Below are 25,523 nucleotides of genomic sequence, written 5' to 3'. Positions count from 1 at the left end.
GGTTTGGTGGCGATAGCGAAGAGGTCACACCCGTTCCCATACCGAACACGGAAGTTAAGCTCTTCAGCGCCGATGGTAGTTGGGGGTCTCCCCCTGTGAGAGTAGGACGCCGCCAAGCTTGTATAAGGATCAGTTCCATACGGAACTGGTCTTTTTTGTTTTTTCTTCTAATAGCATCATGATATAAGCTGGGAACTTCTCTTCGGCAATCTCCATGTAGCGTTCAATCATGACGTAATCATCACTAATGTATTGAGACAGCAGCTCGTACCACCATTCAGTTTCGTAGCGGGCAATCATACTGAGGTTATACATTAATAAGTAATGACTGATGATCTCAGGAATCCCTAAAAAGGAATCACGCGTTGACGGAATATACCATTGATCCATTTCTAAATCATAATGAAGATGAGTAGCCAGCGCTGGGTTTTCTTCTAGAGATACATCAAACGTCAGCTTTTTCGCTTCTCTCTGTCTGAGTTTCCAACTTGTATGAAACTCAAAGTATTCAATAAAGCGTTCAGCAGACATGTTATAAAGCAATGGAATATGATCTTGAATCATCATCCCATTGGCCTTTTCCACTTTGACTAATGCTGAGGGCTGTTTTTGAAAATCTAGAATATGACTCATTTCCGGTACCTTTGAAAGGAGATGAATCATCGTAAATCGCTCATCTTCAAGTCCATTTAAATGAAATAGATGCTTTAACACATGCATGCATAGTCCATTTCGTTGAATTTTCACCTCATCTTCACTAAAACGGTAGTGCTGCTTCTTTCTCTTTCTCGATGTTACACCATGGGCCAAAACAGAGGTTTGAGAAGGATAGTGAGGATCAACTGTCAGTAAACAGGCCTTTAGTAACTGAGCCATTCCATAAAACAATAAAATGGGCTTCAGTTCGAGTGGAGCGATAGCTGCCTGTTCATAGAACGTATGGCCATGCTTTAAAAAATAAATAAACCGTTCACAGTTTTTATAGGCTTGCTGGTTTGCATCATGAATGTTCCGTTTCTCATATTGTTGATATAGAAACTTTTGGGAAGTTTCGAGTGAGTAAAAACGTTTTAAATCCTTCCATCCTGAACTTTTCATCTTCTTCCTCAACTCTCTTTATATTTTCTAAAAATTGCAACTGTTTGTTGCTTCCTTGACATGCTGTTTGCTAGTTGATAATCTACATATAATATTTTGCCGAAAAGAGGGGGATTTACTAATGTGGGAAAGTAAATTTTCAAAAGAAGGTTTGACGTTTGACGATGTTTTGCTTGTTCCAGCTAAGTCTGAAGTACTTCCGCGAGATGTCGATCTATCAGTTGAGTTAACAAGCACATTAAAACTAAACATTCCAATTATCAGTGCAGGAATGGACACGGTGACTGAATCACAAATGGCGATTGCAATGGCACGTCAAGGTGGTCTTGGTATCATTCATAAGAACATGTCTATTGAGCAGCAAGCAGAGCAAGTGGATAAAGTAAAACGTTCAGAGCGCGGCGTTATTACAAATCCATTCTTCTTAACACCTGAGCATCAAGTGTTTGATGCAGAGCACCTAATGGGTAAGTACCGTATTTCAGGTGTACCGATTGTAAATAACATAGAAGATCAAAAGCTTGTCGGTATTATTACGAACCGTGACCTTCGATTTATTTCGGATTATTCAATGAAGATTAGCGATGTGATGACAAAAGAGGAACTTGTGACAGCTTCTGTCGGTACGACGTTAGAAGAAGCTGAAAAAATCCTACAGCAATACAAAATTGAAAAATTACCTCTTTTAGATGACGAAGGAACGTTAAAAGGTCTCATCACCATCAAAGATATTGAAAAAGTGATCGAATTCCCTAACTCCTCTAAAGATGCACATGGTCGTTTAATTGTTGGTGCCGCTGTTGGTGTCACTGGCGATACAATGACTCGTGTGAGAAAATTAGTCGAAGCCAATGTGGATGTCGTTGTCATTGATACGGCACATGGTCATTCACAAGGTGTTCTAAACACTGTATCGAAAATCCGTGAAACGTATCCTTCTCTTAATATCATTGCTGGTAATGTGGCAACAGCCGAAGCAACTAAAGCATTGTTTGAAGCAGGAGCCGATATTGTGAAAGTCGGTATCGGACCAGGATCTATTTGTACAACACGTGTTGTTGCAGGCGTTGGTGTACCACAAATCACAGCGATCTATGACTGTGCAACAGAAGCAAGAAAACATGGTAAAGCTATTATTGCAGATGGTGGAATTAAATATTCAGGTGATATCGTAAAAGCTCTAGCATCTGGTGGACATGCTGTAATGCTTGGAAGCCTTCTAGCTGGTACATCTGAAAGCCCAGGAGACACAGAAATTTTCCAAGGTAGACGCTTCAAAGTTTATCGCGGTATGGGTTCAGTCGCTGCAATGGAAAAAGGAAGTAAAGATCGTTACTTCCAAGAAGATAATAAAAAATTCGTTCCAGAAGGTATTGAAGGCCGTACACCATACAAAGGACCAGTCGTTGATACAGTGTATCAACTCGTTGGCGGTATCCGTTCTGGTATGGGCTATTGTGGAACACAGGACTTACGCTCTCTTAGAGAAGATGCACAGTTCATTCGTATGACTGGTGCAGGACTTCGTGAGAGTCATCCACATGATGTACAAATTACAAAAGAATCACCAAACTACACAATTTCTTGATAAATTGTGACAGTTAAATTACATTTGACAGGGTCTATGACTCTGTCTATTTTTTTTGTCTTTATTGTGATAAAATTTATACTGTTGTGTTGAAATAAGCCCTTGTGGATTAAATATATATGAAATATGTCGAAAAAAGATGATAACGGAGGTATGACGATTGAACAGCAAGATATTGAAACAGCTTATGGTCTCTATCCTTGCACTGGCATTGATTGTGACAGCATTTACACCAATGTCCAAAGCAAAAGCAGCTGAAGATCCATTCAATGTGAATGCGAAAGCAGCGATCCTAATTGAAGCTTCTACAGGTAAGATCCTTTATAGTAAAAACGCAGAGCAAAGACTACCTATTGCAAGTATGGCAAAGATGATGACAGAGTATCTTTTACTAGAAGCGATTGCTGAAGGCAAAGTGAAATGGGATCAAACGTATACGCCAGATGATTATGTATACGAAATTTCTCAGGACCGCAGTTTATCAAACGTTCCTTTGAGAAAAGATGGCTCGTATACAGTGAAAGAACTTTATCAAGCAACGGCTATTTATTCGGCAAATGCAGCAGCAATTGGCTTAGCAGAAGTGATTGCTGGATCAGAATCGAAGTTCGTTGAAAAAATGAACGCAAAAGCAAAAGAATTAGGTTTAACAAACTACAAATTCGTGAATGCAACTGGACTAGAAAATAAAGACTTACATGGCAAACAGCCAAAAGGTACAGGTCCTGATGAAGAAAGTGAAGTATCTGCGAAAGATATGGCATTGCTTGCACAGCATCTCATCAAAGACCACCCAGAAATTCTTGAAACATCAAGTATTGCGAAAACAAAGTTCAGAGAAGGCACAGACGATGAAATGGACATGCCTAACTGGAACTTCATGCTTAAAGGACTTGTGAAGGAATATAAGGGTGTAGACGGTCTGAAAACAGGTTCTACAGATTCAGCTGGTTCTAGCTTCACAGGTACCGCTAAACAAGGTGACATGCGTGTCATCGCAGTGATCTTGAATGCAAAAGGTAATCTTCATACAGCTCGTTTTGACGTGGCGAAAAAACTGTTCGATTATGCGTTTAAAAACTTCACGATGAAAGAAATGTACAAAAAAGGTCAACAGATCAAAGGACATGAAAACATCGAAGTCGACAAAGGTAAAGACAAAGAAGTACCCGTCGTTACGAAAGAAGCTTTCTCTGTGCCGGTAAAAAATGGCGACGAAAAGAGCTTTAAAGCAAAAGTAAATATCGAGAAAACGAAACTAGAAGCTCCTATTAAAAAAGGAACGAAGGTTGGCATGCTGACGACTTCTTATTCAGGTGATGAGAAGGACTACGGCTATTTGAATAAAGATCAATCAGGTGTTGAGCTTATAACGAAAACAGGCGATGAAAAAGCAAACTGGTTCATCCTTGCAATGCGTGGTGTAGGTGGATTCTTTGCTGGCATTTGGGGCGGAATCGTTGACACAGTTAAAGGTTGGTTCTAATAAAAAACTGCTCTCTATGCATGAGAGCAGTTTTTTTATTAAAAGAAAAGCGATTGTTTGTGATTTTGAGGAGTGGACAAGGCTTGCTGAAAAATACCACATAACTTTTCCACTCCCTCGGTCAGTGCCTTTTCATTCACATAAGAAAAGCTGAGGCGGATATAGTTTTGTTTCGGCTCTCCAGGATAGCACACAGAGCCAGGCAGAAAGGTGATTTGCTGTTTACGTGCCTCATGCAGCAGTGCACGCGTATCAACCCAGGAAGGAAAGCTAAGCCACAAATTGAGCCCACCCTGAGGAATTTGCCACGTCACATCTTTTGGTGCGTGCTTCGTTAACACATCTATCATTAAATCACGTCTCACCTTCAAGGCGGTTCTCAGCTTTTTCGTATGATCAATCATTTTCTTTGAAGTCAGAAATGGCAGAATGGCTTTTTGTGTGAGAAGAGGGCTGCCTAAATCATTATTGGCCTTTGCAGCTAATAAACGATTAAATATCGAGCCTGAAGCAGTGATAATCCCAATTCTGCATCCTGGAGCAAGTGTTTTACTTAAACCTCGTAAATAAATGACGTGTCCATCATGATCCAGACTTTTGATAGGTGCAGGCGGCTTCTTTTCGAAATAAAGCTCACGATAAGGATCATCCTCTACAATCAGACAATCAATACTTTGAGCCAGTAAGAGAAGTTGTTTTCTGCGTTTCATTGACATACTGGCGCCTGTTGGACTGTGAAAAGTAGGAATCGTGTAGATGAGCTTTGGTTTATATTTATCACAAATGCTTTGAAGCTGCTTCATGTTCATTCCTTCATGATCAACAGGGACTGTAATAATTCTTGCCCCTCTGCCCATAAAGACATCAATGGCGCCTGGATAGGTTGGTGCTTCCATGACAACTACATCATCAGGACCGATAAACGCACGTGCGACCAGATCAAGCCCTTGCTGAGAACCACTAGTTACTAGGATATTCTCAGAAGTTGAAGGCACATCCAGCTTTTCTAAAAAAGACTGAATGACCTGCCGAAGCTGAAGATCCCCTTGAATTTCCCCATACTTTGACATGATTTGAGGATGTCTGGCTAGGACATGCTGCATTTCTTTTTCTAAATAACGGTTTGGCAAAAGCCCTGGATCGATCATAGAGGAAGAAAGGTTGATCGCTTCTTCGACATAGTGATACTGCGCAAATTGAGACCGTGGTAAATAATCCGGAATGGATAACTGCCAATCAAAAGAGGTAGATGACGGAATCGGAATCTCTGACTGCTTTTGAAGCTCATCCACAAACGTTCCTTTTCCTTGCACAGTCGTTAAATATCCGTCGTCCTTCAGCCGAGTGTATGCCTTTGCTGCCGTGACAAGACTCACATTCAACTGCTTTGCCAAATCACGTACAGTTGGCAGCTTATCTCCCTGTTGAAGCAAACCCGATTGGATATGATCAATGATTGAAAAGTAAATCTGATTTGAAAGCGATGTATCAGAATGTCGATGGATATCAATATGCATGAGAAACCTCCATTGAGTGCAAAATTGTTATACATGAATTTGAATTGTTATAGTTGCATTATAGCATGTAAATGACACTTCAAAGAAAGAATGACATATTTTTAGCAGGTAATCGTTTATATACAAGGGTTTAAGCTATTTTTTCGGCTGATTGAATTGTTATACTATTCTCTTTATTGTTATACTGTCTCGCTTGTATGATAAAGGGGTAAATCAATCGAATTGACAAATGGGAGGAAACTATTGTGAGCAATAAGGGAACTGAACGAGTGAAACGTGGAATGGCAGAAATGCAAAAGGGTGGCGTCATTATGGATGTCGTCAATGCTGAACAGGCGAAGATCGCAGAAGAAGCAGGTGCGGTGGCAGTTATGGCACTAGAACGAGTACCAGCTGATATCCGTGCAGCCGGCGGTGTTGCCCGTATGGCAGACCCAAGAATCGTAGAAGAAGTACAAAATGCAGTAACGATTCCAGTCATGGCAAAAGCACGTATCGGCCATATCGTCGAGGCTCGTGTTCTTGAAGCACTTGGTGTTGATTATATCGATGAGAGTGAAGTGCTGACGCCCGCAGATGAGGAATTCCATTTAAATAAAAATGAATACACAGTACCTTTTGTCTGTGGTTGCCGTGATTTAGGTGAAGCAACCCGTCGTATCGCAGAAGGCGCTTCTATGCTTCGTACAAAAGGGGAGCCTGGAACAGGCAACATTGTAGAAGCTGTCCGTCATATGAGAAAGGTCAATGCTCAGATTCGTAAAGTAGCATCAATGAATGAAGATGAACTGATGACAGAAGCGAAGAACCTAGGAGCACCGTATGAATTATTGCTTCAAATCAAAAAAGATGGCAAGCTCCCTGTTGTTAACTTTGCAGCGGGAGGCGTTGCGACACCAGCAGATGCTGCGTTAATGATGCAGCTTGGAGCAGACGGTGTATTTGTTGGATCTGGTATTTTTAAATCAGACAATCCAGCGAAATTTGCAAAAGCAATTGTTGAAGCAACGACTCACTTCACAGATTACCGTCTCATTGCAGAGCTTTCAAAAGAGCTTGGAACAGCCATGAAAGGAATTGAAATCTCAAATCTACTGCCAGAAGAGCGTATGCAAGAGCGTGGCTGGTAATTAAGGGAGCGCAAACGAACATGCTAACAATTGGTGTACTAGGGCTTCAAGGAGCCGTGAGAGAGCATATTCAATCGATTGAAGCTTGCGCTGCAGAAGGGAAGATCATCAAACGAGCAGAAGAGCTAGCATCTGTGGACGGTCTTATTATCCCTGGTGGAGAAAGCACGACGATGAGAAGACTGATGGATACGTACCAATTCATTGAACCGATCAAAGCGTTCGCTGCAGAAGGGAAACCGATTTTCGGAACATGTGCCGGTTTGATTATGCTGGCAAAGCATATAGAAGATCGCGACGATGCTCATCTTGGACTGTTAAATGTATCTGTTGCACGGAATTCATTTGGCAGACAGGTAGACAGCTTTGAAGCAGAATTAGAAGTAAAAGGACTGGATGCGCCGTTTACAGGAGTGTTCATCCGTGCGCCTCATATCATCAGCGCAGATGAGAGCATAGACATCATGGCTGAATATGATGGCAGGATTGTGATGGCGAAGAAAAACAATATCTTAGGCTGTTCTTTTCATCCAGAGCTGACAGACGACCACCGGTTAACACAGCTGTTTGTTGAAATGGTGAAGTCCTATAAAACGAAGCTCGCTGTATAAAACGGTTGAAAAGAGATAAAACTTATAGTACATTAAAATCACAATCAAAGATCGAAAAAGCGTTGACGGGAAATAGTAAGAAGCCCCTCTTTCTCAGAGAGCCGATGGTTGGTGCGAATCGGTGAAAGATGCAGTCTGAATCCATCCTTGAGCGAAATGCTGAAACACGTGAAGTAAGCATTTACGGTGATACCGTTACAGAGGAAAGAGGAAAGCATGCTTCTGCATGTTTTCAATCAGGGTGGCAACGCGAGAGCTCTCGTCCCTTTCATGGGATGAGGGCTCTTTTTATTTTTCGATAAAAAAAGGAGTGTTATACATGCTGGATATTAAACAACTGCGCACGGACTTTGATCAAATCAAAGAAAAATTAGCACACCGAGGCGAAGATTTAGCGGATTTTGATAAGTTTGGTGAGTTGGATCAAAAAAGAAGAGAACTAATCGGAAAAACAGAAGAATTAAAGAGCCGAAGAAATGAAGTATCACAGCAAGTGGCTGTTCTAAAAAGAGAAAAGAAAGACGCCGATCACATTATTCAAGAAATGCGTGAGGTAGGAGATGAGATTAAGAAGCTGGATGATGAGCTACGGACAGTAGAAGAAAGCTTGCAGCACATCCTATTCTCTATTCCGAATATCCCTCATGACACTGTACCAGTTGGGGAAACAGAAGATGACAACGTGGAAGTGAGAAAATGGGGCGAACAGCCGGCATTCTCATTTGAGCCAAAGCCACATTGGGACGTAGCGGATGAACTAAACATTCTCGATTTTGAACGTGCAGGAAAAGTCACAGGAAGCCGTTTCGTTTTTTATAAAGGGCTTGGCGCACGCTTAGAGCGCGCACTATATAACTTTATGCTCGATTTGCACGTAGATGAGTTTGGTTTTACTGAAGTGCTTCCACCTTACATGGTCAATAGAGCGAGCATGACAGGAACTGGGCAGCTTCCAAAATTCGAAGAGGATGCTTTTAAAATCCGTGAAGAAGATTATTTCCTCATTCCAACAGCTGAAGTACCTATTACTAACATGCACCGTGACGAAATAATTGAAGGGGAACAGCTGCCAATCAATTATGCAGCGTTCAGTGCTTGCTTTAGATCAGAGGCTGGATCTGCCGGCAGAGATACACGCGGACTCATCCGTCAACATCAGTTTAATAAGGTAGAGCTTGTGAAATTTGTAAGACCTGAAGATTCTTATGAAGAATTAGAGAAACTAACAAACCAAGCAGAAAAAGTCCTACAGCTATTAAACCTGCCATACCGTGTCATGAGCATGTGTACCGGAGATTTAGGCTTCACGGCTGCGAAAAAATACGACATCGAAGTATGGATTCCGAGCCAAGATACGTATCGTGAAATTTCTTCTTGCAGTAACTTCGAAGCGTTCCAAGCAAGACGTGCAAACATTCGATTCCGTCCAGAGCCTAAAGCCAAGCCAGAACATGTGCACACATTAAATGGATCTGGTTTAGCAGTAGGAAGAACCGTGGCGGCCATTTTAGAAAACTATCAACAAGAGGACGGTACTGTGATTATTCCTGAAGTACTGCGTCCTTATATGGGAAATAAAGAAGTCATGAAATAAGATGCCGTTATGGCATCTTATTTCTTTTTCCCAAAAGTCCTACAGTTTTCCTAAATTTAGCCGATAGAAATACTAAAAGCTTCTAGGAAAGAAGGAATAACCTTGAATAGGCTTGACTATTATGTTGAAATGGCTCAATTAATTAGAAAAGTTCTAGATGAAAGTATCCTTTTCGGCATCACTGATACAGAGAAGGTGCTTTGTTACTATCCGTCTAAAACAATAGATTTTGGCATGAAGGTTGGGGACCCATTGAACCCAGAAGACCAAAACGTGGCGACGACATTAAGAGGACAAGAATATGACGGTCATTTACCAGAGTCTTTATATGGTTATGAAATTGCAGTAAAAGGTTACCCGATTTTTGATGAAAATAGAAAAGTAATTGGCTCTTTTTTAGTGGCATTTTCACATCATCGTGAAAAGAAATTAAGTGGTTACATGGAGCATATCAATGATGTAGCGAAAGAACTTCAAAGTGGAATTGAGCAAATTGCTGCGCATTCACAAGAGCTGGCTGCCACAAGTTTAGAAATAAGCGAACAGGCAGGAAGAGCGGAAGAGAAATCTGCAAATATTGAAGAAGTCGTCAAAACCATTGGCGGGATTGCTAGACAAACAAACTTGCTAGGCCTAAATGCTGCAATTGAAGCAGCAAGAGCAGGAGAGAATGGAAAAGGGTTTGCTGTCGTAGCTGATGAAGTTCGTAAATTATCAGATGGCTCAAAGGAAGCGGCTGAAACCATTAATACCTTCTTAAAAGAGATCCAAGACAGCATTGGCACTTTGTCTGAAAACATCTCACAAATCAGCAGTTCAACAAATGAACAAGCAAAACAAGTGACAGACTTTACGAAAATTATTGAATCATTAAATGAGTTTAAAGAAGAGATGAATCATTTTATTGAAGAGATTAGACAGGATACAAAATAGATCAAGAGCAGCCGTCGATGGCTGCTTTTTATGGGCAGATTCTCATGCCAAAATAACTTATTGAAATTTTTTTCGAAAAGATGTTGACTTGAAATAAATCGATATGGTATATTAATTCTTGTCGATACGGAGGAATACCCAAGTCCGGCTGAAGGGATCGGTCTTGAAAACCGACAGGGGTGTCAAAGCCCGCGGGGGTTCGAATCCCTCTTCCTCCGCCATATTGATTTTTTACCTTAGTTGAATTGAAACGCAAGCATAAAAATTGGAATTGTCAAACCGCTGCATTTGCGAAATGCAGCGGTTTTTTTATTTTGTTTTAGAGCGATTTTTTTGAATAACAGAAGCTATTTCATGAAGAATGGGATCAAGTGAGCTTTCATCATGAAGTAAGTCGTAATCTTCAATGTTAATTTTAATCACTGGGCATAAATCGAATTGTTCAATCCATTCCGTGTATCGAGAGTACATTTCTTCCCAATAGGCTCGATCCGTTTGAGTTTCCATCTCTCTGCCGCGTTCCTCAATACGATGTAAAATGTGATTTAAATCCCCGTGCAAATAGATGAGAACATCAGGGTGAGGGAAGTAAGGTGTCATCACCATCGCCTCGAATAGACTTGTATACGTTTCATAATCTACTTCAGACATCGTACCTTTGTCCGCATGCATTTTTGCGAAAATGCCAGTGTCCTCATAAATTGAACGATCTTGCACATACCCTCCACCAGATTCAAAAATCCGCTTTTGCTCCTTAAAACGCTCAGCTAGGAAATAGACCTGTAAATGGAAGCTCCATCTTTGGAAATCTGAATAAAAGGGCTCTAAATATGGGTTATCATCTACTTTTTCAAGAGAGGTTTGAAAGCCTAGCTTGTCCGCTATTGTTTTAGTCATAGTTGATTTTCCGACACCAACAGTCCCGGCGATTGTGATCACTGCATCCTTTGGTATTTCGATATTGTTCATAGCACTTGCTCCTTTATGTTCTGTACAATTTGCTGGTAATCTTGCTGTGAGGAAACGAAGTCTGTATGATCTCCTTCAATTGTAATGATAGGAAGCCCTGGATCAGTCTGTTTTAAATGTTCAATGGCCAGCTCATAATCTTCAATGAGTGTTTTTAAATAAGCCGGTTCAATATCTTCTTCAAAAGAGCGTCCTCTCATCTGTATTCTTTCAAGTAAGGTAGGAAGGCTCGCTTTTATATAGATGATGGCATTTGGTTTAGGAAGATCATCTGTTAGTAGGTGATAGATCTTTCTATATTTGTCCATGTGCTTTTTTGATAATGTTCTTTCTGCAAATATCATATTTTTATAGACATGATAATCAGTGACAATCGGCTGCTGTTGATTCACATAGTTTTCTTGAATAGATTCTAATTGTTTGAACCGATTGCATAAAAAGAACATCTCAAGCTGAAAGCTCCATTGTTCCATATCTTCATAAAATTTATCTAAGAATGGATTTTCTTCTACAATCTCTTTTACTAAAGGAAATTGAAATTCCTTTGCAAGCATTGTAGCCAAAGTTGTTTTTCCGGCTCCAATTGGGCCTTCCACTGCAATAAAAGGGGCAGGATACATAGGCGTTCTCCTCTATCTATAAAGTTGTCAAACCAATGTATATTGTACCATACCCCTTCCGAGAGATAGAGCGAACGGATTACGATGTCGTTCTTTTTTCAATATTGAATTGATCTGATAATAAGAGCCAATTTTGAGGGAAGGATAGACCTAATTTCCAATAAGCAATTCCGTTCAAGTTTAACTCTTTGATGAGGTTGAACTTTGCTTGAATTGATCTAGCGTCTTCGAACCATACCTCATGCTCTTTATTATTGGCATCTGTATAACGAAAATAAGGTGCTTGTGCTGTTTCGTCATATAGAATGGAGGCATTATTATTTCTAGCAATTGCAATCGCTTGTTGGGGACTGACAGCTTTAGCAATAGGGCCGCCTTGAACGTAAGGAAGCGTCCAATCATAGCCGTATAAGTTCTGGCCCATAACAATTTTATTTGCTGGAATAACGGTCAGTGCATATTCAATGACTTGGCGGACAGGTCCAATGGGAGAGACTGCTTGCGCAGGGCCGCCGCTGTATCCCCATTCGTAGGTCATTAATACAACATGATCGACGATTTTCCCAATGGCTTCATAGTCATGAGCTTCATACCATTTTCCCTTTTGCTGACTACTTGTTTTAGGGGCAAGTGCAACAGATATTGTCCATCCTTCTTGATGGAAGCGGGTTGTTGCCTCTCTTAAAAATTGAATGTAGGCATCTTTATCAGCGGGACGTAAATATTCAAAATCAAAATGGATTTCTTTTAATTGATACTTTTTTGCAACACGAACGATTTCATTTAAAAATGTGGCTTTGACAGATTGGTTATTCAAAAGAATTTGCCCAAGTTCATCACTGAATTTATCATTCTCTAGGTTAGTCACCACCATGGATAAAACGGTTCTGCTCTGAGCGGCTATTTGAGGTAGCTGATCTATCGGTGGTTCTTTCAGTGTTCCATCTCTTTGCGCTTGAAAACTAAAGGCGCCTAAATGCGTTAAATATGGAGAGGCCTCTCTAGCTGCTTGTTTTAAGTTTTCACTGACTTGATTTCCCCGTGGTTCAATGTAAGCATTCGAGTTAATGTTCCTTTTCGGTCTTTGAGGGATATAGAGCAAGAAGCGAATAGGAAGTATCGCTTCAGGCCGTATTCTATTCACACGTGCCAACTCTTCCACTGAAATTCGAAATCGTCTTCCAATTTGATAAAGTGTGTCATTTTGTTTGACCTCATAAAATTGACCTCTAATTGGAATGACAATTGTTTGTCCAATGACGAGTTGATTTGGTGTTTCAATATCGTTGGTACGGATGATTTCATTGACTGTTGTTTTAAAACGCATGGCAATTTCGTTTAAAGTATCTCCTCTTTTGACAACATAAATTTGAATAGTCAACGCCCCCTTTGTTATTGCTAACAATTTATGAGGGTTATGGATAAATCATGTTTGATTTTCATTCGTGATCTCTTTAGCAGTGGTGATTTTTGCTAGTAGAACGTTCTCCATCATCGTTAAAGCATATTCGTTGTCTCTGTCGTCATTTGATGCGATACAATCTTCAGGAACAATTAAGTTGTATTCTCGCATGTATGCGTCATTTGCAGTGAACAGAACGCAAATGTTTCCTGCAATTCCGGTCAAAATGATGTCTTGTACACCTAATTCATTTAAGAGTGTCTCTAATGCAGTTCCATAGAAGGCAGAATGCTTCGGTTTAATTAAGAAGTAATCATCTTTAGATGGTGCCATTTTCTCTAAAATAGGGGCGCTTCTTTCATTTTTGCATGTTTCCATCACAGCTTGAATATCAGCCTTCCAGAGACCATAGTGGTCGTTGATATAGATGATCGGCCAATTTTCCTTGAAAGCATGATCTTTAAGAGCTAAAATCTTATTGGTCATTTGCTCTGTTTTATCAGCGAGCACATGTCCCATTTCAAAATCAAAATTATTAATCATGTCGATAATAAGCAGTGCCTTTTGGTGCTTTGACAAAGTAAGACCCCCTTTAAAAGATTGTGCTAATATGTTAACCTCAATATCCTTTTAAAAAACATGAAAAGAGAGCCGAGCTATGACGAGAGATGAACAGTTTATGCAAGAAGCTATTTCTGAAGCCTTAAAAGCAGAACAAATAGGAGAAGTACCAATCGGTGCCATCATCGTTGTTGATGACCAAATTGTGAGCCGAGCTCATAATTTAAGGGAAACAGAGCAGCGTTCAATTGCACATGCAGAATTACTTGCCATTGATGAAGCGTGTAAAACGACTGGAAGCTGGCGTTTAGAGGATGCTGTACTTTATGTGACGCTTGAACCATGTCCTATGTGTGCGGGAGCGATTGTCCTTTCTAGAGTGAAAAAGGTCGTTTTTGGTGCATACGATCCAAAAGGTGGATGTGCAGGTACTTTAATGAATTTACTGGATGATGAACGGTTCAATCATCAGTCTGAAGTCATTGGTGGTGTACTTGAAAATGAGTGTGGTGAGCTGTTAAGTCAGTTCTTCCGAAATCTCCGTCAGCGAAAGAAACAAGCCAAAAGTAAATGAATGGATGTCGTTTGCAATTTCGGCTATAAGAAGGTATACTTATGTCTGCGTCACTAACAATTTAATATTCATTTTGCCGTGCTAAGCGGGGAGGTAGCGGTGCCCTGTACTCGCAATCCGCTCTAGCGAGGCCGAATCCCTTCTCAAGGTTCGTTTACTTCAAGGTCTGCCTTAAATAAGTGGTGTTGACGTCTGGGTCCTGCGCAATGGGAATTCATGAACCATGTCAGGTCCGGAAGGAAGCAGCATTAAGTGAAACCTCTCATGTGCCGCAGGGTTGCCTGGGCCGAGCTAACTGTTTAAGTAACGCTTGGGGTAGCGAATCGACAGAAGGTGCACGGTAAATCAATATTAAATGTAACTCATCTAGTTAATCTAGGTGAGTTTTTTGTTGCTGTTTAAAGAATAGTTCAGCTGCTTTGTTTATACAAATAGCCAAAAAATCTTTTTAGAGTTTTTTTGTTTTTTATTAATCGCAGCAGGAACTAGTGTTCCTCGTGGTGTGGCAGATCAATTCGAAAATCTAGAAAACAGGTTTTTGGTTCATAGAAAGTAGAAAAACTATAGTTGAAATCATCATTTTCGTTTATTAGAAAATAAAGGTGTGCTTTTGAATTGATCGGTGCATCATGTATAATAAAAAAGATGATAAATGGAGGAGGGCGTATTTGTGAGTTATCAAGCTTTGTATCGAGTGTTCAGACCTCAAGTTTTTGAGGATGTTGTTGGACAAGAACACATCACAAAAACGTTGCAAAATGCCCTTTTGCAGAAGAAGTTTTCTCATGCTTACTTATTTTCAGGTCCTAGAGGAACAGGTAAAACAAGCGCAGCTAAAATCTTTGCGAAGGCAGTGAACTGTGAAAAGTCACCTGTGAGTGAACCTTGTAATGAATGTGATGCCTGTAAAGGGATTACAAACGGCTCGATTTCAGATGTGATCGAAATAGATGCTGCCTCAAACAACGGAGTAGATGAAATCCGTGATATACGTGATAAAGTGAAATTTGCTCCTTCGGCGGTTACATATAAGGTTTATATTATAGATGAAGTACATATGCTCTCTATCGGGGCGTTTAATGCCCTCCTTAAAACGTTAGAGGAGCCGCCCGCTCATTGTATCTTTATTTTGGCTACCACAGAGCCTCATAAGATTCCTCTTACCATCATATCTCGTTGTCAGAGATTTGATTTTAAACGAATCACGACAAAAGATATTGTTGGAAGAATGCAGAAAATTGTAGATGCAGAAAGCCTAAATGTCCAAGAGGGCTCGCTCGAGATTATCGCTAGTGCAGCTGATGGTGGTATGCGTGATGCACTAAGCCTCTTAGATCAAGCAATTTCATTTAGTGGTGAGCAACTGACAATTGATGATGCGCTGCTCATTACAGGAGCTGTTTCTCAGCAATTCATTAGTCAGCTAGCCGAAGCAATTTTTGATCAAAATATTGCCGTGGCGTTAGATACCTTAAATGAATTACTTCAGCAGGGGAAAGATGCTGCTAAATTAATAGAGGACATGATTTTTTACTTTAGAGATATGCTGCTTTATAAAACAGCACCAGATCTGGAAGGGGTCCTTGAAAAGGTAAAGGTCGATGAAAATTTCGTGACGCTTTCGGATCGTGTGACACCTCAATTTCTATATGAAACAATTGAAGTGCTGAATAAAAGTCACCAAGAAATGAAATGGACGAATCATCCAAGGATTTTCTTTGAGGTAGCTGTTGTTAAGCTATGTCAGTCAACGGCTGGAATACCACAAGCTCATGCTAACGCTGATTTAACGACGCTAACGGATAAAATAGACAGGTTGGAACAGGAGCTATCTAGGATAAGAGCTGAGGGTGTGCCAATGTCTCATTCTCATCATCCTCAAGAAAAAAAGGAAGCACCTCGACCACAAACAAGTAACAAAAATGGATACCGTGCACCTGTCGGTCGAATTCACGAAATTCTAAAAGAGGCAAAACGTCCAGAGCTAGAAAAAATTAAAGGTAAGTGGGGAGAACTCCTTGCCCACTTGAAACAGCAGAATAAGGTGTCTCACGCTGCACTATTAACGGATAGTGAACCAGTTGCTGCTGCTACTCATGCCTTTGTTTTAAAATTCAAGTTTGAAATACACTGTAAAATGGTTGCTGAAGATAAAAGTGGTGTTCGAACCAACCTTGAGCAGCTATTAGAGTCTATGTTAGGGAAAAGAGTGGAATTAGTTGGCGTTCCTGACGCTCAATGGGGTAAAATAAGAGAAGAATTTTTAAGAGATCATCAGCCGGATGAACAGGCAGATGGTCAGGGGACTTCTGCTGAAGAGGATCCATTGATTGCAGAAGCAAAGAAGTTAGTAGGAACCGATTTAATAGAAATTAAAGATTAATAAAAATGAAAGAGAGTGGTGTTCATATGCGCGGTGGAATGGGAAATATGCAAAAAATGATGAAACAAATGCAAAAAATGCAAAAGGATATGGCTAAGGCTCAAGAAGAGCTTGCAGAAAAAGTCCTTGAAGGTACAGCAGGTGGCGGTATGGTCACTGTAAAAGTAAATGGACAAAAAGAAGTTGTTGATGTAGCAATCAATGAAGAAGTTGTTGATCCAGAAGATATCGATATGCTTCAAGATCTTGTACTTGCAGCGACAAACGATGCATTGAAAAAAGTTGATGAGTTAACAAATGAAACAATGGGTCAATTCACAAAAGGAATGAACATGCCAGGTTTATTCTAGGAGGAATAACTGAAGATGCAATATCCTGAACCAATATCAAAGCTGATAGACAGCTTTATGAAATTGCCAGGAATCGGACCGAAAACCGCGGTCCGTCTGGCTTTTTTTGTTCTTAGTATGCAGGAAGATGTCGTACTAGATTTCGCGAAGGCGCTTGTTAACGCAAAGCGTAATTTAACTAATTGCTCGGTATGCGGCCATATCACAGATCAAGATCCTTGCTATATTTGTGAAGATACAAGAAGAGATCAATCTGTTATCTGTGTAGTACAAGATCCAAAAGATGTGATCGCAATGGAAAAGATGAAAGAATACAACGGCTTATATCATGTGCTTCATGGTGCCATTTCGCCAATGGATGGCATTGGCCCAGAGGACATTAAAATTCCTGACCTGTTAAAAAGATTGCAAGACGATCAAGTGACAGAGGTAATCCTTGCAACGAATCCAAACATTGAAGGAGAGGCTACAGCCATGTATATCTCTAGATTGTTGAAACCATCAGGAATTAAACTCTCTCGTATTGCTCACGGACTACCAGTAGGTGGAGACTTAGAGTATGCGGATGAAGTCACACTGTCTAAAGCTCTAGAGGGCAGACGTGAGATGTAGGAAGGAGAAGTACGGTACATGGGTTTTCTTCGCAGAAAATCAATTCGAAAAGAATTCGATGAGAAATTAATTCAACAGCTTTTTAAGCAAAAGGAAGAATGGAACAGACAAAAAAAGCTTGTCGCAAATAGCGTTGAGCCTTCACCGGACATTCTATTCGAATTAAAGCTTGCTCAAGCGAAGTACTTTTTCTATCTAAGAGAAGCGAAAAAGAGGAATTTACGTTTAAACAACTGGAGATAGCAGGTCTATTTTACATAGTCCTCTCATATGCTTGTACTATTCATATGAAGAGGAGATGAGAGGATTATGGAACCTGTTATTGTGATCGGGTCAATTTTGCTTGCTGTATTATTGTTGTTTATGTCAGGTGTTCAAGCGAACCCCATCAAATGGTTAGGGCTGATCGGAATAAAGTTTGTGGCAGGTGCTCTTTTTTTATTTTGCCTCAATCTATTTGGTGAGAGTCTAGGATTACATGTCTCTATTAACCCTGTAACAAGTGGAATCAGTGGTCTATTGGGCATCCCAGGCGTAGCAGCTTTAGTCGTAATTGAAAAATTTATTATTTAATGAGAAATATTGTTGACTTTGATCCCTTATGGTGGTAAATTAATATACGTCGCTGATGACGAAGAAACGAAATAACATGATAACAAAAAAGTTGTTGACATCAACAATTTAAATATGGTATGATGTTCTAGTCGCTTCTGAAGCGGTAAACAAGTTCTTTGAAAACTAAACAAGACAAAACGTACCTGTTAATTCGAGTTTTTATAAAAAAATCCTATGTTATATCATAGGTAGTCAGTCAAACGCTGACGAAAAACAAAACTTCGGTTTTGTACTTTTTCGGAGAGTTTGATCCTGGCTCAGGACGAACGCTGGCGGCGTGCCTAATACATGCAAGTCGAGCGGACAGAAGGGAGCTTGCTCCCGGATGTTAGCGGCGGACGGGTGAGTAACACGTGGGTAACCTGCCTGTAAGACTGGGATAACTCCGGGAAACCGGAGCTAATACCGGATAGTTCCTTGAACCGCATGGTTCAAGGATGAAAGACGGTTTCGGCTGTCACTTACAGATGGACCCGCGGCGCATTAGCTAGTTGGTGGGGTAATGGCTCACCAAGGCGACGATGCGTAGCCGACCTGAGAGGGTGATCGGCCACACTGGGACTGAGACACGGCCCAGACTCCTACGGGAGGCAGCAGTAGGGAATCTTCCGCAATGGACGAAAGTCTGACGGAGCAACGCCGCGTGAGTGATGAAGGTTTTCGGATCGTAAAGCTCTGTTGTTAGGGAAGAACAAGTGCGAGAGTAACTGCTCGCACCTTGACGGTACCTAACCAGAAAGCCACGGCTAACTACGTGCCAGCAGCCGCGGTAATACGTAGGTGGCAAGCGTTGTCCGGAATTATTGGGCGTAAAGGGCTCGCAGGCGGTTTCTTAAGTCTGATGTGAAAGCCCCCGGCTCAACCGGGGAGGGTCATTGGAAACTGGGAAACTTGAGTGCAGAAGAGGAGAGTGGAATTCCACGTGTAGCGGTGAAATGCGTAGAGATGTGGAGGAACACCAGTGGCGAAGGCGACTCTCTGGTCTGTAACTGACGCTGAGGAGCGAAAGCGTGGGGAGCGAACAGGATTAGATACCCTGGTAGTCCACGCCGTAAACGATGAGTGCTAAGTGTTAGGGGGTTTCCGCCCCTTAGTGCTGCAGCTAACGCATTAAGCACTCCGCCTGGGGAGTACGGTCGCAAGACTGAAACTCAAAGGAATTGACGGGGGCCCGCACAAGCGGTGGAGCATGTGGTTTAATTCGAAGCAACGCGAAGAACCTTACCAGGTCTTGACATCCTCTGACAACCCTAGAGATAGGGCTTTCCCTTCGGGGACAGAGTGACAGGTGGTGCATGGTTGTCGTCAGCTCGTGTCGTGAGATGTTGGGTTAAGTCCCGCAACGAGCGCAACCCTTGATCTTAGTTGCCAGCATTTAGTTGGGCACTCTAAGGTGACTGCCGGTGACAAACCGGAGGAAGGTGGGGATGACGTCAAATCATCATGCCCCTTATGACCTGGGCTACACACGTGCTACAATGGACAGAACAAAGGGCTGCGAGACCGCAAGGTTTAGCCAATCCCATAAATCTGTTCTCAGTTCGGATCGCAGTCTGCAACTCGACTGCGTGAAGCTGGAATCGCTAGTAATCGCGGATCAGCATGCCGCGGTGAATACGTTCCCGGGCCTTGTACACACCGCCCGTCACACCACGAGAGTTTGCAACACCCGAAGTCGGTGAGGTAACCTTTATGGAGCCAGCCGCCGAAGGTGGGGCAGATGATTGGGGTGAAGTCGTAACAAGGTAGCCGTATCGGAAGGTGCGGCTGGATCACCTCCTTTCTAAGGATATATGGAGCAGTGTGCGTTTTCGTCTTGTTTAGTTTTGAAGGAACTTGCAAAAGATCCTACAACATCATATCTTCGATATGAAAGATGGGCCTGTAGCTCAGCTGGTTAGAGCGCACGCCTGATAAGCGTGAGGTCGGTGGTTCGAGTCCACTCAGGCCCACCATCTTCTATTAAATAGGGGCCTTAGCTCAGCTGGGAGAGCGCCTGCCTTGCACGCAGGAGGTCAGCGGTTCGATCCCGCTAGGCTCCACCAACGTGTTCTTTGAAAACTAGATAACAATAAGTAATACATTCACATTGAATGCAATGCAAAGTTCATCACACATAGTGATTCTTTCTAAAGTAAGAAATGGTTAAGTTAGAAAGGGCGCACGGTGGATGCCTTGGCACTAGGAGCCGATGAAGGACGGGACGAACACCGATATGCTTCGGGGAGCTGTAAGCAAGCTTTGATCCGGAGATTTCCGAATGGGGAAACCCACTGCTCGTAATGGAGTAGTATCCATACTTGAATACATAGAGTATGAGAAGGCATACCCGGGGAACTGAAACATCTAAGTACCCGGAGGAAGAGAAAGCAAATGCGATTCCCTGAGTAGCGGCGAGCGAAACGGGAACAGCCCAAACCAAGAGGCTTGCCTCTTGGGGTTGTAGGACACTCTATACGGAGTTACAAAGGAACGATATAAGCGAAGAGGTCTGGAAAGGCCCGCCAAAGAAGGTAACAGCCCTGTAACTGAAATGTTGTTCTCTCCAGAGTGGATCCTGAGTACGGCGGAACACGTGAAATTCCGTCGGAATCCGGGAGGACCATCTCCCAAGGCTAAATACTCCCTAGTGACCGATAGTGAACCAGTACCGTGAGGGAAAGGTGAAAAGCACCCCGGAAGGGGAGTGAAATAGATCCTGAAACCGTGTGCCTACAAGTAGTCAGAGCCCGTTAAAGGGTGATGGCGTGCCTTTTGTAGAATGAACCGGCGAGTTACGATCCCGTGCAAGGTTAAGCAGAAGATGCGGAGCCGCAGCGAAAGCGAGTCTGAATAGGGCGCATGAGTACGTGGTCGTAGACCCGAAACCAGGTGATCTACCCATGTCCAGGGTGAAGTTCAGGTAACACTGAATGGAGGCCCGAACCCACGCACGTTGAAAAGTGCGGGGATGAGGTGTGGGTAGGGGTGAAATGCCAATCGAACCTGGAGATAGCTGGTTCTCTCCGAAATAGCTTTAGGGCTAGCCTCAAGGTAAGAGTCTCGGAGGTAGAGCACTGATTGGACTAGGGGCCCCTACCGGGTTACCGAATTCAGTCAAACTCCGAATGCCGATGACTTATCCTTGGGAGTCAGACTGCGAGTGATAAGATCCGTAGTCGAAAGGGAAACAGCCCAGACCGCCAGCTAAGGTCCCAAAGTATACGTTAAGTGGAAAAGGATGTGGAGTTGCTTAGACAACCAGGATGTTGGCTTAGAAGCAGCCACCATTTAAAGAGTGCGTAATAGCTCACTGGTCGAGTGACTCTGCGCCGAAAATGTACCGGGGCTAAACGTATCACCGAAGCTGCGGACTGTTCTTACGAACAGTGGTAGGAGAGCGTTCTAAGTGCTGTGAAGTCAGACCGGAAGGACTGGTGGAGCGCTTAGAAGTGAGAATGCCGGTATGAGTAGCGAAAGACGGGTGAGAATCCCGTCCACCGAATGCCTAAGGTTTCCTGAGGAAGGCTCGTCCGCTCAGGGTTAGTCGGGACCTAAGCCGAGGCCGAAAGGCGTAGGCGATGGACAACAGGTTGATATTCCTGTACCACCTCCTCACCATTTGAGCAATGGGGGGACGCAGGAGGATAGGGTAAGCGCGGTATTGGATATCCGCGTCCAAGCAGTTAGGCTGGGAAATAGGCAAATCCGTTTCCCGTAAAGGCTGAGCTGTGATGGCGAGCGAAATTTAGTAGCGAAGTTCCTGATTCCACACTGCCAAGAAAAGCCTCTAGCGAGGTGAGAGGTGCCCGTACCGCAAACCGACACAGGTAGGCGAGGAGAGAATCCTAAGGTGATCGAGAGAACTCTCGTTAAGGAACTCGGCAAAATGACCCCGTAACTTCGGGAGAAGGGGTGCTTCTTAGGGTGTTAAAGCCCCGAGAAGCCGCAGTGAATAGGCCCAGGCGACTGTTTAGCAAAAACACAGGTCTCTGCGAAGCCGTAAGGCGAAGTATAGGGGCTGACGCCTGCCCGGTGCTGGAAGGTTAAGAGGAGCGCTTAGCGTAAGCGAAGGTGCGAATTGAAGCCCCAGTAAACGGCGGCCGTAACTATAACGGTCCTAAGGTAGCGAAATTCCTTGTCGGGTAAGTTCCGACCCGCACGAAAGGCGCAACGATCTGGGCACTGTCTCAACGAGAGACTCGGTGAAATTATAGTACCTGTGAAGATGCAGGTTACCCGCGACAGGACGGAAAGACCCCGTGGAGCTTTACTGCAGCCTGATATTGAATGTTGGTACAGCTTGTACAGGATAGGTAGGAGCCTTGGAAACCGGAGCGCTAGCTTCGGTGGAGGCATCGGTGGGATACTACCCTGGCTGTATTGACCTTCTAACCCGCTGCCCTTATCGGGCAGGGAGACAGTGTCAGGTGGGCAGTTTGACTGGGGCGGTCGCCTCCTAAAATGTAACGGAGGCGCCCAAAGGTTCCCTCAGAATGGTTGGAAATCATTCGCAGAGTGTAAAGGCACAAGGGAGCTTGACTGCGAGACCTACAAGTCGAGCAGGGACGAAAGTCGGGCTTAGTGATCCGGTGGTTCCGCATGGAAGGGCCATCGCTCAACGGATAAAAGCTACCCCGGGGATAACAGGCTTATCTCCCCCAAGAGTCCACATCGACGGGGAGGTTTGGCACCTCGATGTCGGCTCATCGCATCCTGGGGCTGTAGTCGGTCCCAAGGGTTGGGCTGTTCGCCCATTAAAGCGGTACGCGAGCTGGGTTCAGAACGTCGTGAGACAGTTCGGTCCCTATCCGTCGCGGGCGCAGGAAATTTGAGAGGAGCTGTCCTTAGTACGAGAGGACCGGGATGGACGCACCGCTGGTGTACCAGTTGTTCTGCCAAGGGCATCGCTGGGTAGCTATGTGCGGACGGGATAAGTGCTGAAAGCATCTAAGCATGAAGCCCCCCTCAAGATGAGATTTCCCATTCCGCAAGGAAGTAAGATCCCTGAAAGATGATCAGGTTGATAGGTCTGAGGTGGAAGCGTGGTGACACGTGGAGCTGACAGATACTAATAGATCGAGGACTTAACCTATATTCTAATGTGAAGCTTGAACATTGTTATCTAGTTTTGAGAGAACATTCTCTCCATCAGGTTTGGTGGCGATAGCGAAGAGGTCACACCCGTTCCCATACCGAACACGGAAGTTAAGCTCTTCAGCGCCGATGGTAGTTGGGGGTCTCCCCCTGTGAGAGTAGGACGCCGCCAAGCTTGTATAAGGATCAGTTCCATACGGAACTGGTCTTTTTTGTTTTTTAAGAAAAGGAACAAACACCCGATCTGACATGGATACATATACTAAACTACCATCTGAAACATTCTTAATTTTGTATACAATTGAAAGCGCTAGGGCATACTGAAGCTATAAGTGGAGGTGTCACAATGAGCAAAAAAGAGCGAGAAGCGATTTGTTTGATTTGTGAAGAGAAAAAGACAAAGGGAATTTATTTATATCATCAGTTTTTGTGCCGCGACTGTGAGCGAAAGTTAATTTCTACATCGACCTCGGATCCTAGCTATTCCGATTATGTGAGAAAGCTTAAAAATCTTCATACGCCGCCTTTGTATTCATAGACCACTAGATGGTCTTTTTTTATGAGCTATGAAGGATTGGGCTTGTTTTTTGGAACTTAGTTTGGACATCATCCGTAATTCATAATAAGATAAACAGAGAGCCTGATTATTCATAGGAGTCGATGAACATGAAATCAATCTTTTATACATTTATATGGGCCATCCTCTCTACTTTTTTTTCGCTTGTGATTTTAACCGTCAGTATAGGGGTTTTCCATCATCATGTTGGATTATCGATACTGTATGCGATGATTGGGTGGGGCGTGATGTTTGTGGGGAGCAGATGGACTGCTTTCCAATTGTTTTTAAAGAAACATGGACTGTCTCGTAGTGATTATGTATATATCAAACAGCATTTAAAAGAAGCAGGACAAAAGCTTGTGCGTTTAAAAAAAGCTTTATTTGCTGTGAAAAACGTACAAACGATCAAACATAATTATGAAGTTTTTCGGCTTGCACGACGAATCTATACAATAACAAAAAAAGAGCCTAATCGATTTTATGATGCACAGCGTTTTTATTTTGAAAGCTTGGATTCTGTCGTTGAACTAACTGAGAAATATGCACTCTTGTATAATCAGCCTAATCGTAGTCATGAGCTGGAAATGACATTGAGCCAAACCCGAGTGACATTGACAGAGCTGCAAAAGCAATTGACGAATGATTTGCAGCAAGTGTTAGGAAGAGATATAGAAGCTCTTCATATTGAGCTTGAAGTAGCTGATAAAATGATGAAGAAATAGATGAAAGGAGTCAAACTCGATGAAACCGGAAGATCGCGCCACAACATCACTTGCTTCCAATACAGATCTTCAGTTTCGGGTGTTTGATACCTTATCTGATGAAGAGAAAAAAGAAGCTGTGCAGCGAGCTCAGCAGATCCCTGAAAGTCCGCAAAAGCTCCTTTTCTATGGTACACGTGTGCAGGAACGACTATTGGAACAATCACAACAGATGATGAAATATGTTGAGAAAAAAGATATCGATCAAATAGGAGACGTGCTTGAAGCCTTTTTGCAGCAGCTGCAAGTAGTGGAGCCTGAGGATTTAGTGCCAAAGAAACAGGGCTTTTTTTTGAAATGGTTTCAACGGGATAAGCGATCTATTCAGGAGATCATATCACGATTTCAACATGCAAAATCACAGATCGAGAGATTGTCCGCAAGGCTTCGTTATGCAAGAGGTGTATTAATCTCGGATCATATATTATTAGAGCGTTTATTTGAAGAAAATCAAACATATTTTCAAGAGATGACGATGCAGGTTGCCGCAGTTGAAGCGAAAATGACAACGTTAGAGCAGCAGCCTCTTTCAGAAACGCAACTTTCTGTTGAACGGACGTTAGAGGAGCAATTGATGAGTCAAGAAGTCAATGAAGAAGAGTATGTGGAGAGACTAAAGGAACGAAAGTATGATTTGCTGTTAAGCCGGCAAATTGCATTGCAATGTAATGCTCAAATTCGGATGATCCAGCATACGAATCATACATTGGCCAATCACATTCAATCAACTGTTTCAGCATCTATTCCTCTATGGATCAACCAAATGTCGATTGCATTAACACATATTCAGCAGCGGGCCAATTCAGCTCTTGAGAACCGAATCCAAAAAACATATGAAAATGTATCGAAACAGCAGGGGCAGATTCTTGAAGAGGCATCTTTAGCCCCTATAGATACGTTGAAAAAGGTTCAACGTCAATTAGCTGAAACATTACAGGAAACATTACAGGTGAAAGAGCATGGAAGCCAAGAGCGAGCTCAATTGAAAAGCAGAATGTATGAGGCAGAGCAGCAGTTGGCGAATCCAATAAAGGAATGAGAAACCATCTTTCGGTTCACTTGTTTGAACGTTATAATAGACTTA

20 protein-coding genes, 3 tRNA genes, 4 rRNA genes, 1 other RNA gene, 1 pseudogene and 1 other annotated feature are annotated in these 25,523 nt (G+C 42.6%); of the genes and pseudogenes, 23 read left to right on the top strand and 6 right to left on the bottom strand.

Annotation, left to right across the window (positions count from 1 at the left end; translation table 11 throughout):
* The first annotated feature begins 2 nt into the window (after positions 1 to 2).
* Positions 3 to 118, top strand: a 5S ribosomal RNA gene (gene rrf, locus MHH40_RS10435).
* A gap of 11 nt (positions 119 to 129) precedes the next feature.
* Here rrf (MHH40_RS10435) and MHH40_RS10430 read toward each other — a convergent pair.
* Positions 130 to 1,098 (bottom strand): YaaC family protein, encoded by a 969-nt coding sequence (locus MHH40_RS10430; RefSeq protein ID WP_340901045.1) that lies wholly within the window; start codon positions 1,096 to 1,098, stop codon positions 130 to 132.
* Between the two features lie 121 nt (positions 1,099 to 1,219).
* On the opposite strand from MHH40_RS10430, the gene guaB reads away from it, so the two are divergent.
* A complete protein-coding gene (guaB, locus tag MHH40_RS10425) occupies positions 1,220 to 2,686 on the top strand; it encodes an IMP dehydrogenase (RefSeq protein WP_003218109.1) in 1,467 nt (488 codons plus the stop codon).
* A 160-nt stretch (positions 2,687 to 2,846) separates the two neighbouring features.
* Complete coding sequence (locus tag MHH40_RS10420; RefSeq protein WP_003218098.1) at positions 2,847 to 4,172, top strand: D-alanyl-D-alanine carboxypeptidase family protein; 1,326 nt, start codon at positions 2,847 to 2,849, stop codon at positions 4,170 to 4,172.
* 38 nt (positions 4,173 to 4,210) lie between these two features.
* Here MHH40_RS10420 and pdxR read toward each other — a convergent pair whose 3' ends face one another.
* Positions 4,211 to 5,689, bottom strand: a complete 1,479-nt coding sequence (pdxR, locus tag MHH40_RS10415; RefSeq protein WP_340901044.1) for a MocR-like pyridoxine biosynthesis transcription factor PdxR — start codon at positions 5,687 to 5,689, stop codon at positions 4,211 to 4,213.
* A 245-nt stretch (positions 5,690 to 5,934) separates the two neighbouring features.
* Here pdxR and pdxS point away from each other — a divergent pair, with 245 nt between their 5' ends.
* The 5 genes and pseudogenes from pdxS to MHH40_RS10390 all read left to right on the top strand — a co-directional run bounded on the left by pdxS (position 5,935) and on the right by MHH40_RS10390 (position 10,178).
* Positions 5,935 to 6,819 (top strand): pyridoxal 5'-phosphate synthase lyase subunit PdxS, encoded by an 885-nt coding sequence (gene pdxS / locus MHH40_RS10410; RefSeq protein WP_003218112.1) that lies wholly within the window; start codon positions 5,935 to 5,937, stop codon positions 6,817 to 6,819.
* Positions 6,820 to 6,839: 20 nt separating this feature from the next.
* Positions 6,840 to 7,430, top strand: coding sequence for a pyridoxal 5'-phosphate synthase glutaminase subunit PdxT (pdxT, locus tag MHH40_RS10405; RefSeq protein ID WP_340901042.1), 591 nt, complete (start codon positions 6,840 to 6,842; stop codon positions 7,428 to 7,430).
* A 53-nt stretch (positions 7,431 to 7,483) separates the two neighbouring features.
* Positions 7,484 to 7,700, top strand: a binding site (T-box leader).
* A gap of 49 nt (positions 7,701 to 7,749) precedes the next feature.
* Positions 7,750 to 9,024 carry a serine--tRNA ligase gene (gene serS, locus MHH40_RS10400; protein WP_065097774.1) on the top strand — a complete coding sequence of 425 codons (1,275 nt, stop codon included), beginning with the start codon at positions 7,750 to 7,752 and terminating at the stop codon, positions 9,022 to 9,024.
* A 597-nt stretch (positions 9,025 to 9,621) separates the two neighbouring features.
* Positions 9,622 to 9,957, top strand: a pseudogene (locus MHH40_RS18885) (methyl-accepting chemotaxis protein); the annotation flags it as partial.
* A 128-nt stretch (positions 9,958 to 10,085) separates the two neighbouring features.
* Positions 10,086 to 10,178 (top strand) — tRNA-Ser (locus MHH40_RS10390).
* Positions 10,179 to 10,266: 88 nt separating this feature from the next.
* Here MHH40_RS10390 and MHH40_RS10385 read toward each other — a convergent pair.
* From MHH40_RS10385 to MHH40_RS10370, 4 genes are all read right to left on the bottom strand, one after another.
* A complete protein-coding gene (locus MHH40_RS10385; protein WP_340901040.1) occupies positions 10,267 to 10,926 on the bottom strand; it encodes a deoxynucleoside kinase in 660 nt (219 codons plus the stop codon).
* The gene (locus tag MHH40_RS10380; protein ID WP_003218080.1) at positions 10,923 to 11,546 is read right to left on the bottom strand and encodes a deoxynucleoside kinase; all 624 of its coding nucleotides are present in this window, start codon (positions 11,544 to 11,546) and stop codon (positions 10,923 to 10,925) included. The genes MHH40_RS10385 and MHH40_RS10380 overlap by 4 nt, the downstream gene beginning before the upstream one ends.
* A 79-nt stretch (positions 11,547 to 11,625) precedes the next feature.
* Entirely contained in the window at positions 11,626 to 12,873 is a 1,248-nt protein-coding gene (locus MHH40_RS10375) for a glycosyl hydrolase family 18 protein (protein WP_229200378.1), read from the bottom strand.
* Positions 12,874 to 12,972: 99 nt separating this feature from the next.
* Positions 12,973 to 13,527, bottom strand: coding sequence for an isochorismatase family cysteine hydrolase (locus MHH40_RS10370; RefSeq protein ID WP_003218117.1), 555 nt, complete (start codon positions 13,525 to 13,527; stop codon positions 12,973 to 12,975).
* A gap of 79 nt (positions 13,528 to 13,606) precedes the next feature.
* On the opposite strand from MHH40_RS10370, the gene tadA reads away from it, so the two are divergent.
* From tadA to MHH40_RS10295, 15 genes are all read left to right on the top strand, one after another.
* Positions 13,607 to 14,083, top strand: a complete 477-nt coding sequence (tadA, locus tag MHH40_RS10365) for a tRNA adenosine(34) deaminase TadA (RefSeq protein WP_003218102.1) — start codon at positions 13,607 to 13,609, stop codon at positions 14,081 to 14,083.
* A 76-nt stretch (positions 14,084 to 14,159) separates the two neighbouring features.
* Positions 14,160 to 14,424: signal recognition particle sRNA large type (gene ffs, locus MHH40_RS10360), an RNA gene on the top strand.
* 329 nt (positions 14,425 to 14,753) lie between these two features.
* On the top strand, positions 14,754 to 16,466 hold the full coding sequence (dnaX, locus tag MHH40_RS10355) for a DNA polymerase III subunit gamma/tau (protein WP_003218100.1): 1,713 nt from the start codon (positions 14,754 to 14,756) through the stop codon (positions 16,464 to 16,466).
* Between the two features lie 26 nt (positions 16,467 to 16,492).
* Positions 16,493 to 16,816 carry a YbaB/EbfC family nucleoid-associated protein gene (locus MHH40_RS10350; protein ID WP_008342011.1) on the top strand — a complete coding sequence of 108 codons (324 nt, stop codon included), beginning with the start codon at positions 16,493 to 16,495 and terminating at the stop codon, positions 16,814 to 16,816.
* A 15-nt stretch (positions 16,817 to 16,831) separates the two neighbouring features.
* A complete protein-coding gene (gene recR / locus MHH40_RS10345) occupies positions 16,832 to 17,428 on the top strand; it encodes a recombination protein RecR (protein ID WP_050945828.1) in 597 nt (198 codons plus the stop codon).
* An 18-nt stretch (positions 17,429 to 17,446) separates the two neighbouring features.
* Positions 17,447 to 17,671 (top strand): YaaL family protein, encoded by a 225-nt coding sequence (locus MHH40_RS10340; protein WP_003218088.1) that lies wholly within the window; start codon positions 17,447 to 17,449, stop codon positions 17,669 to 17,671.
* 66 nt (positions 17,672 to 17,737) lie between these two features.
* Positions 17,738 to 18,001, top strand: a complete 264-nt coding sequence (locus MHH40_RS10335; RefSeq protein ID WP_003218084.1) for a pro-sigmaK processing inhibitor BofA family protein — start codon at positions 17,738 to 17,740, stop codon at positions 17,999 to 18,001.
* A gap of 276 nt (positions 18,002 to 18,277) precedes the next feature.
* Positions 18,278 to 19,826: ribosomal RNA gene (locus MHH40_RS10330) — 16S ribosomal RNA — on the top strand.
* A 95-nt stretch (positions 19,827 to 19,921) separates the two neighbouring features.
* Positions 19,922 to 19,998, top strand: a tRNA-Ile gene (locus MHH40_RS10325).
* A gap of 14 nt (positions 19,999 to 20,012) precedes the next feature.
* Positions 20,013 to 20,088, top strand: a tRNA-Ala gene (locus tag MHH40_RS10320).
* 98 nt (positions 20,089 to 20,186) lie between these two features.
* Positions 20,187 to 23,117, top strand: a 23S ribosomal RNA gene (locus MHH40_RS10315).
* Between the two features lie 61 nt (positions 23,118 to 23,178).
* Positions 23,179 to 23,294 (top strand): 5S ribosomal RNA (gene rrf / locus MHH40_RS10310).
* Together the 16S, 23S and 5S rRNA genes with 2 tRNA genes alongside form the textbook arrangement of a ribosomal RNA operon.
* 171 nt (positions 23,295 to 23,465) lie before the next feature.
* The gene (locus MHH40_RS10305) at positions 23,466 to 23,657 is read left to right on the top strand and encodes a sigma factor G inhibitor Gin (RefSeq protein ID WP_003217973.1); all 192 of its coding nucleotides are present in this window, start codon (positions 23,466 to 23,468) and stop codon (positions 23,655 to 23,657) included.
* 128 nt (positions 23,658 to 23,785) lie between these two features.
* Entirely contained in the window at positions 23,786 to 24,400 is a 615-nt protein-coding gene (locus tag MHH40_RS10300) for a 5-bromo-4-chloroindolyl phosphate hydrolysis family protein (protein ID WP_212046568.1), read from the top strand.
* 19 nt (positions 24,401 to 24,419) lie between these two features.
* The gene (locus MHH40_RS10295; protein ID WP_340901038.1) at positions 24,420 to 25,478 is read left to right on the top strand and encodes a toxic anion resistance protein; all 1,059 of its coding nucleotides are present in this window, start codon (positions 24,420 to 24,422) and stop codon (positions 25,476 to 25,478) included.
* Positions 25,479 to 25,523: the final 45 nt, after the last annotated feature.

It is taken from the genome of Bacillus sp. FSL K6-2431, from assembly GCF_038005165.1.
Classification (GTDB): Bacteria; Bacillota; Bacilli; order Bacillales; family Bacillaceae; genus Bacillus; species Bacillus pumilus.
Note: the sequence above shows the minus strand (reverse complement) of the source record. Positions and strands in the feature narration are given on the sequence as shown.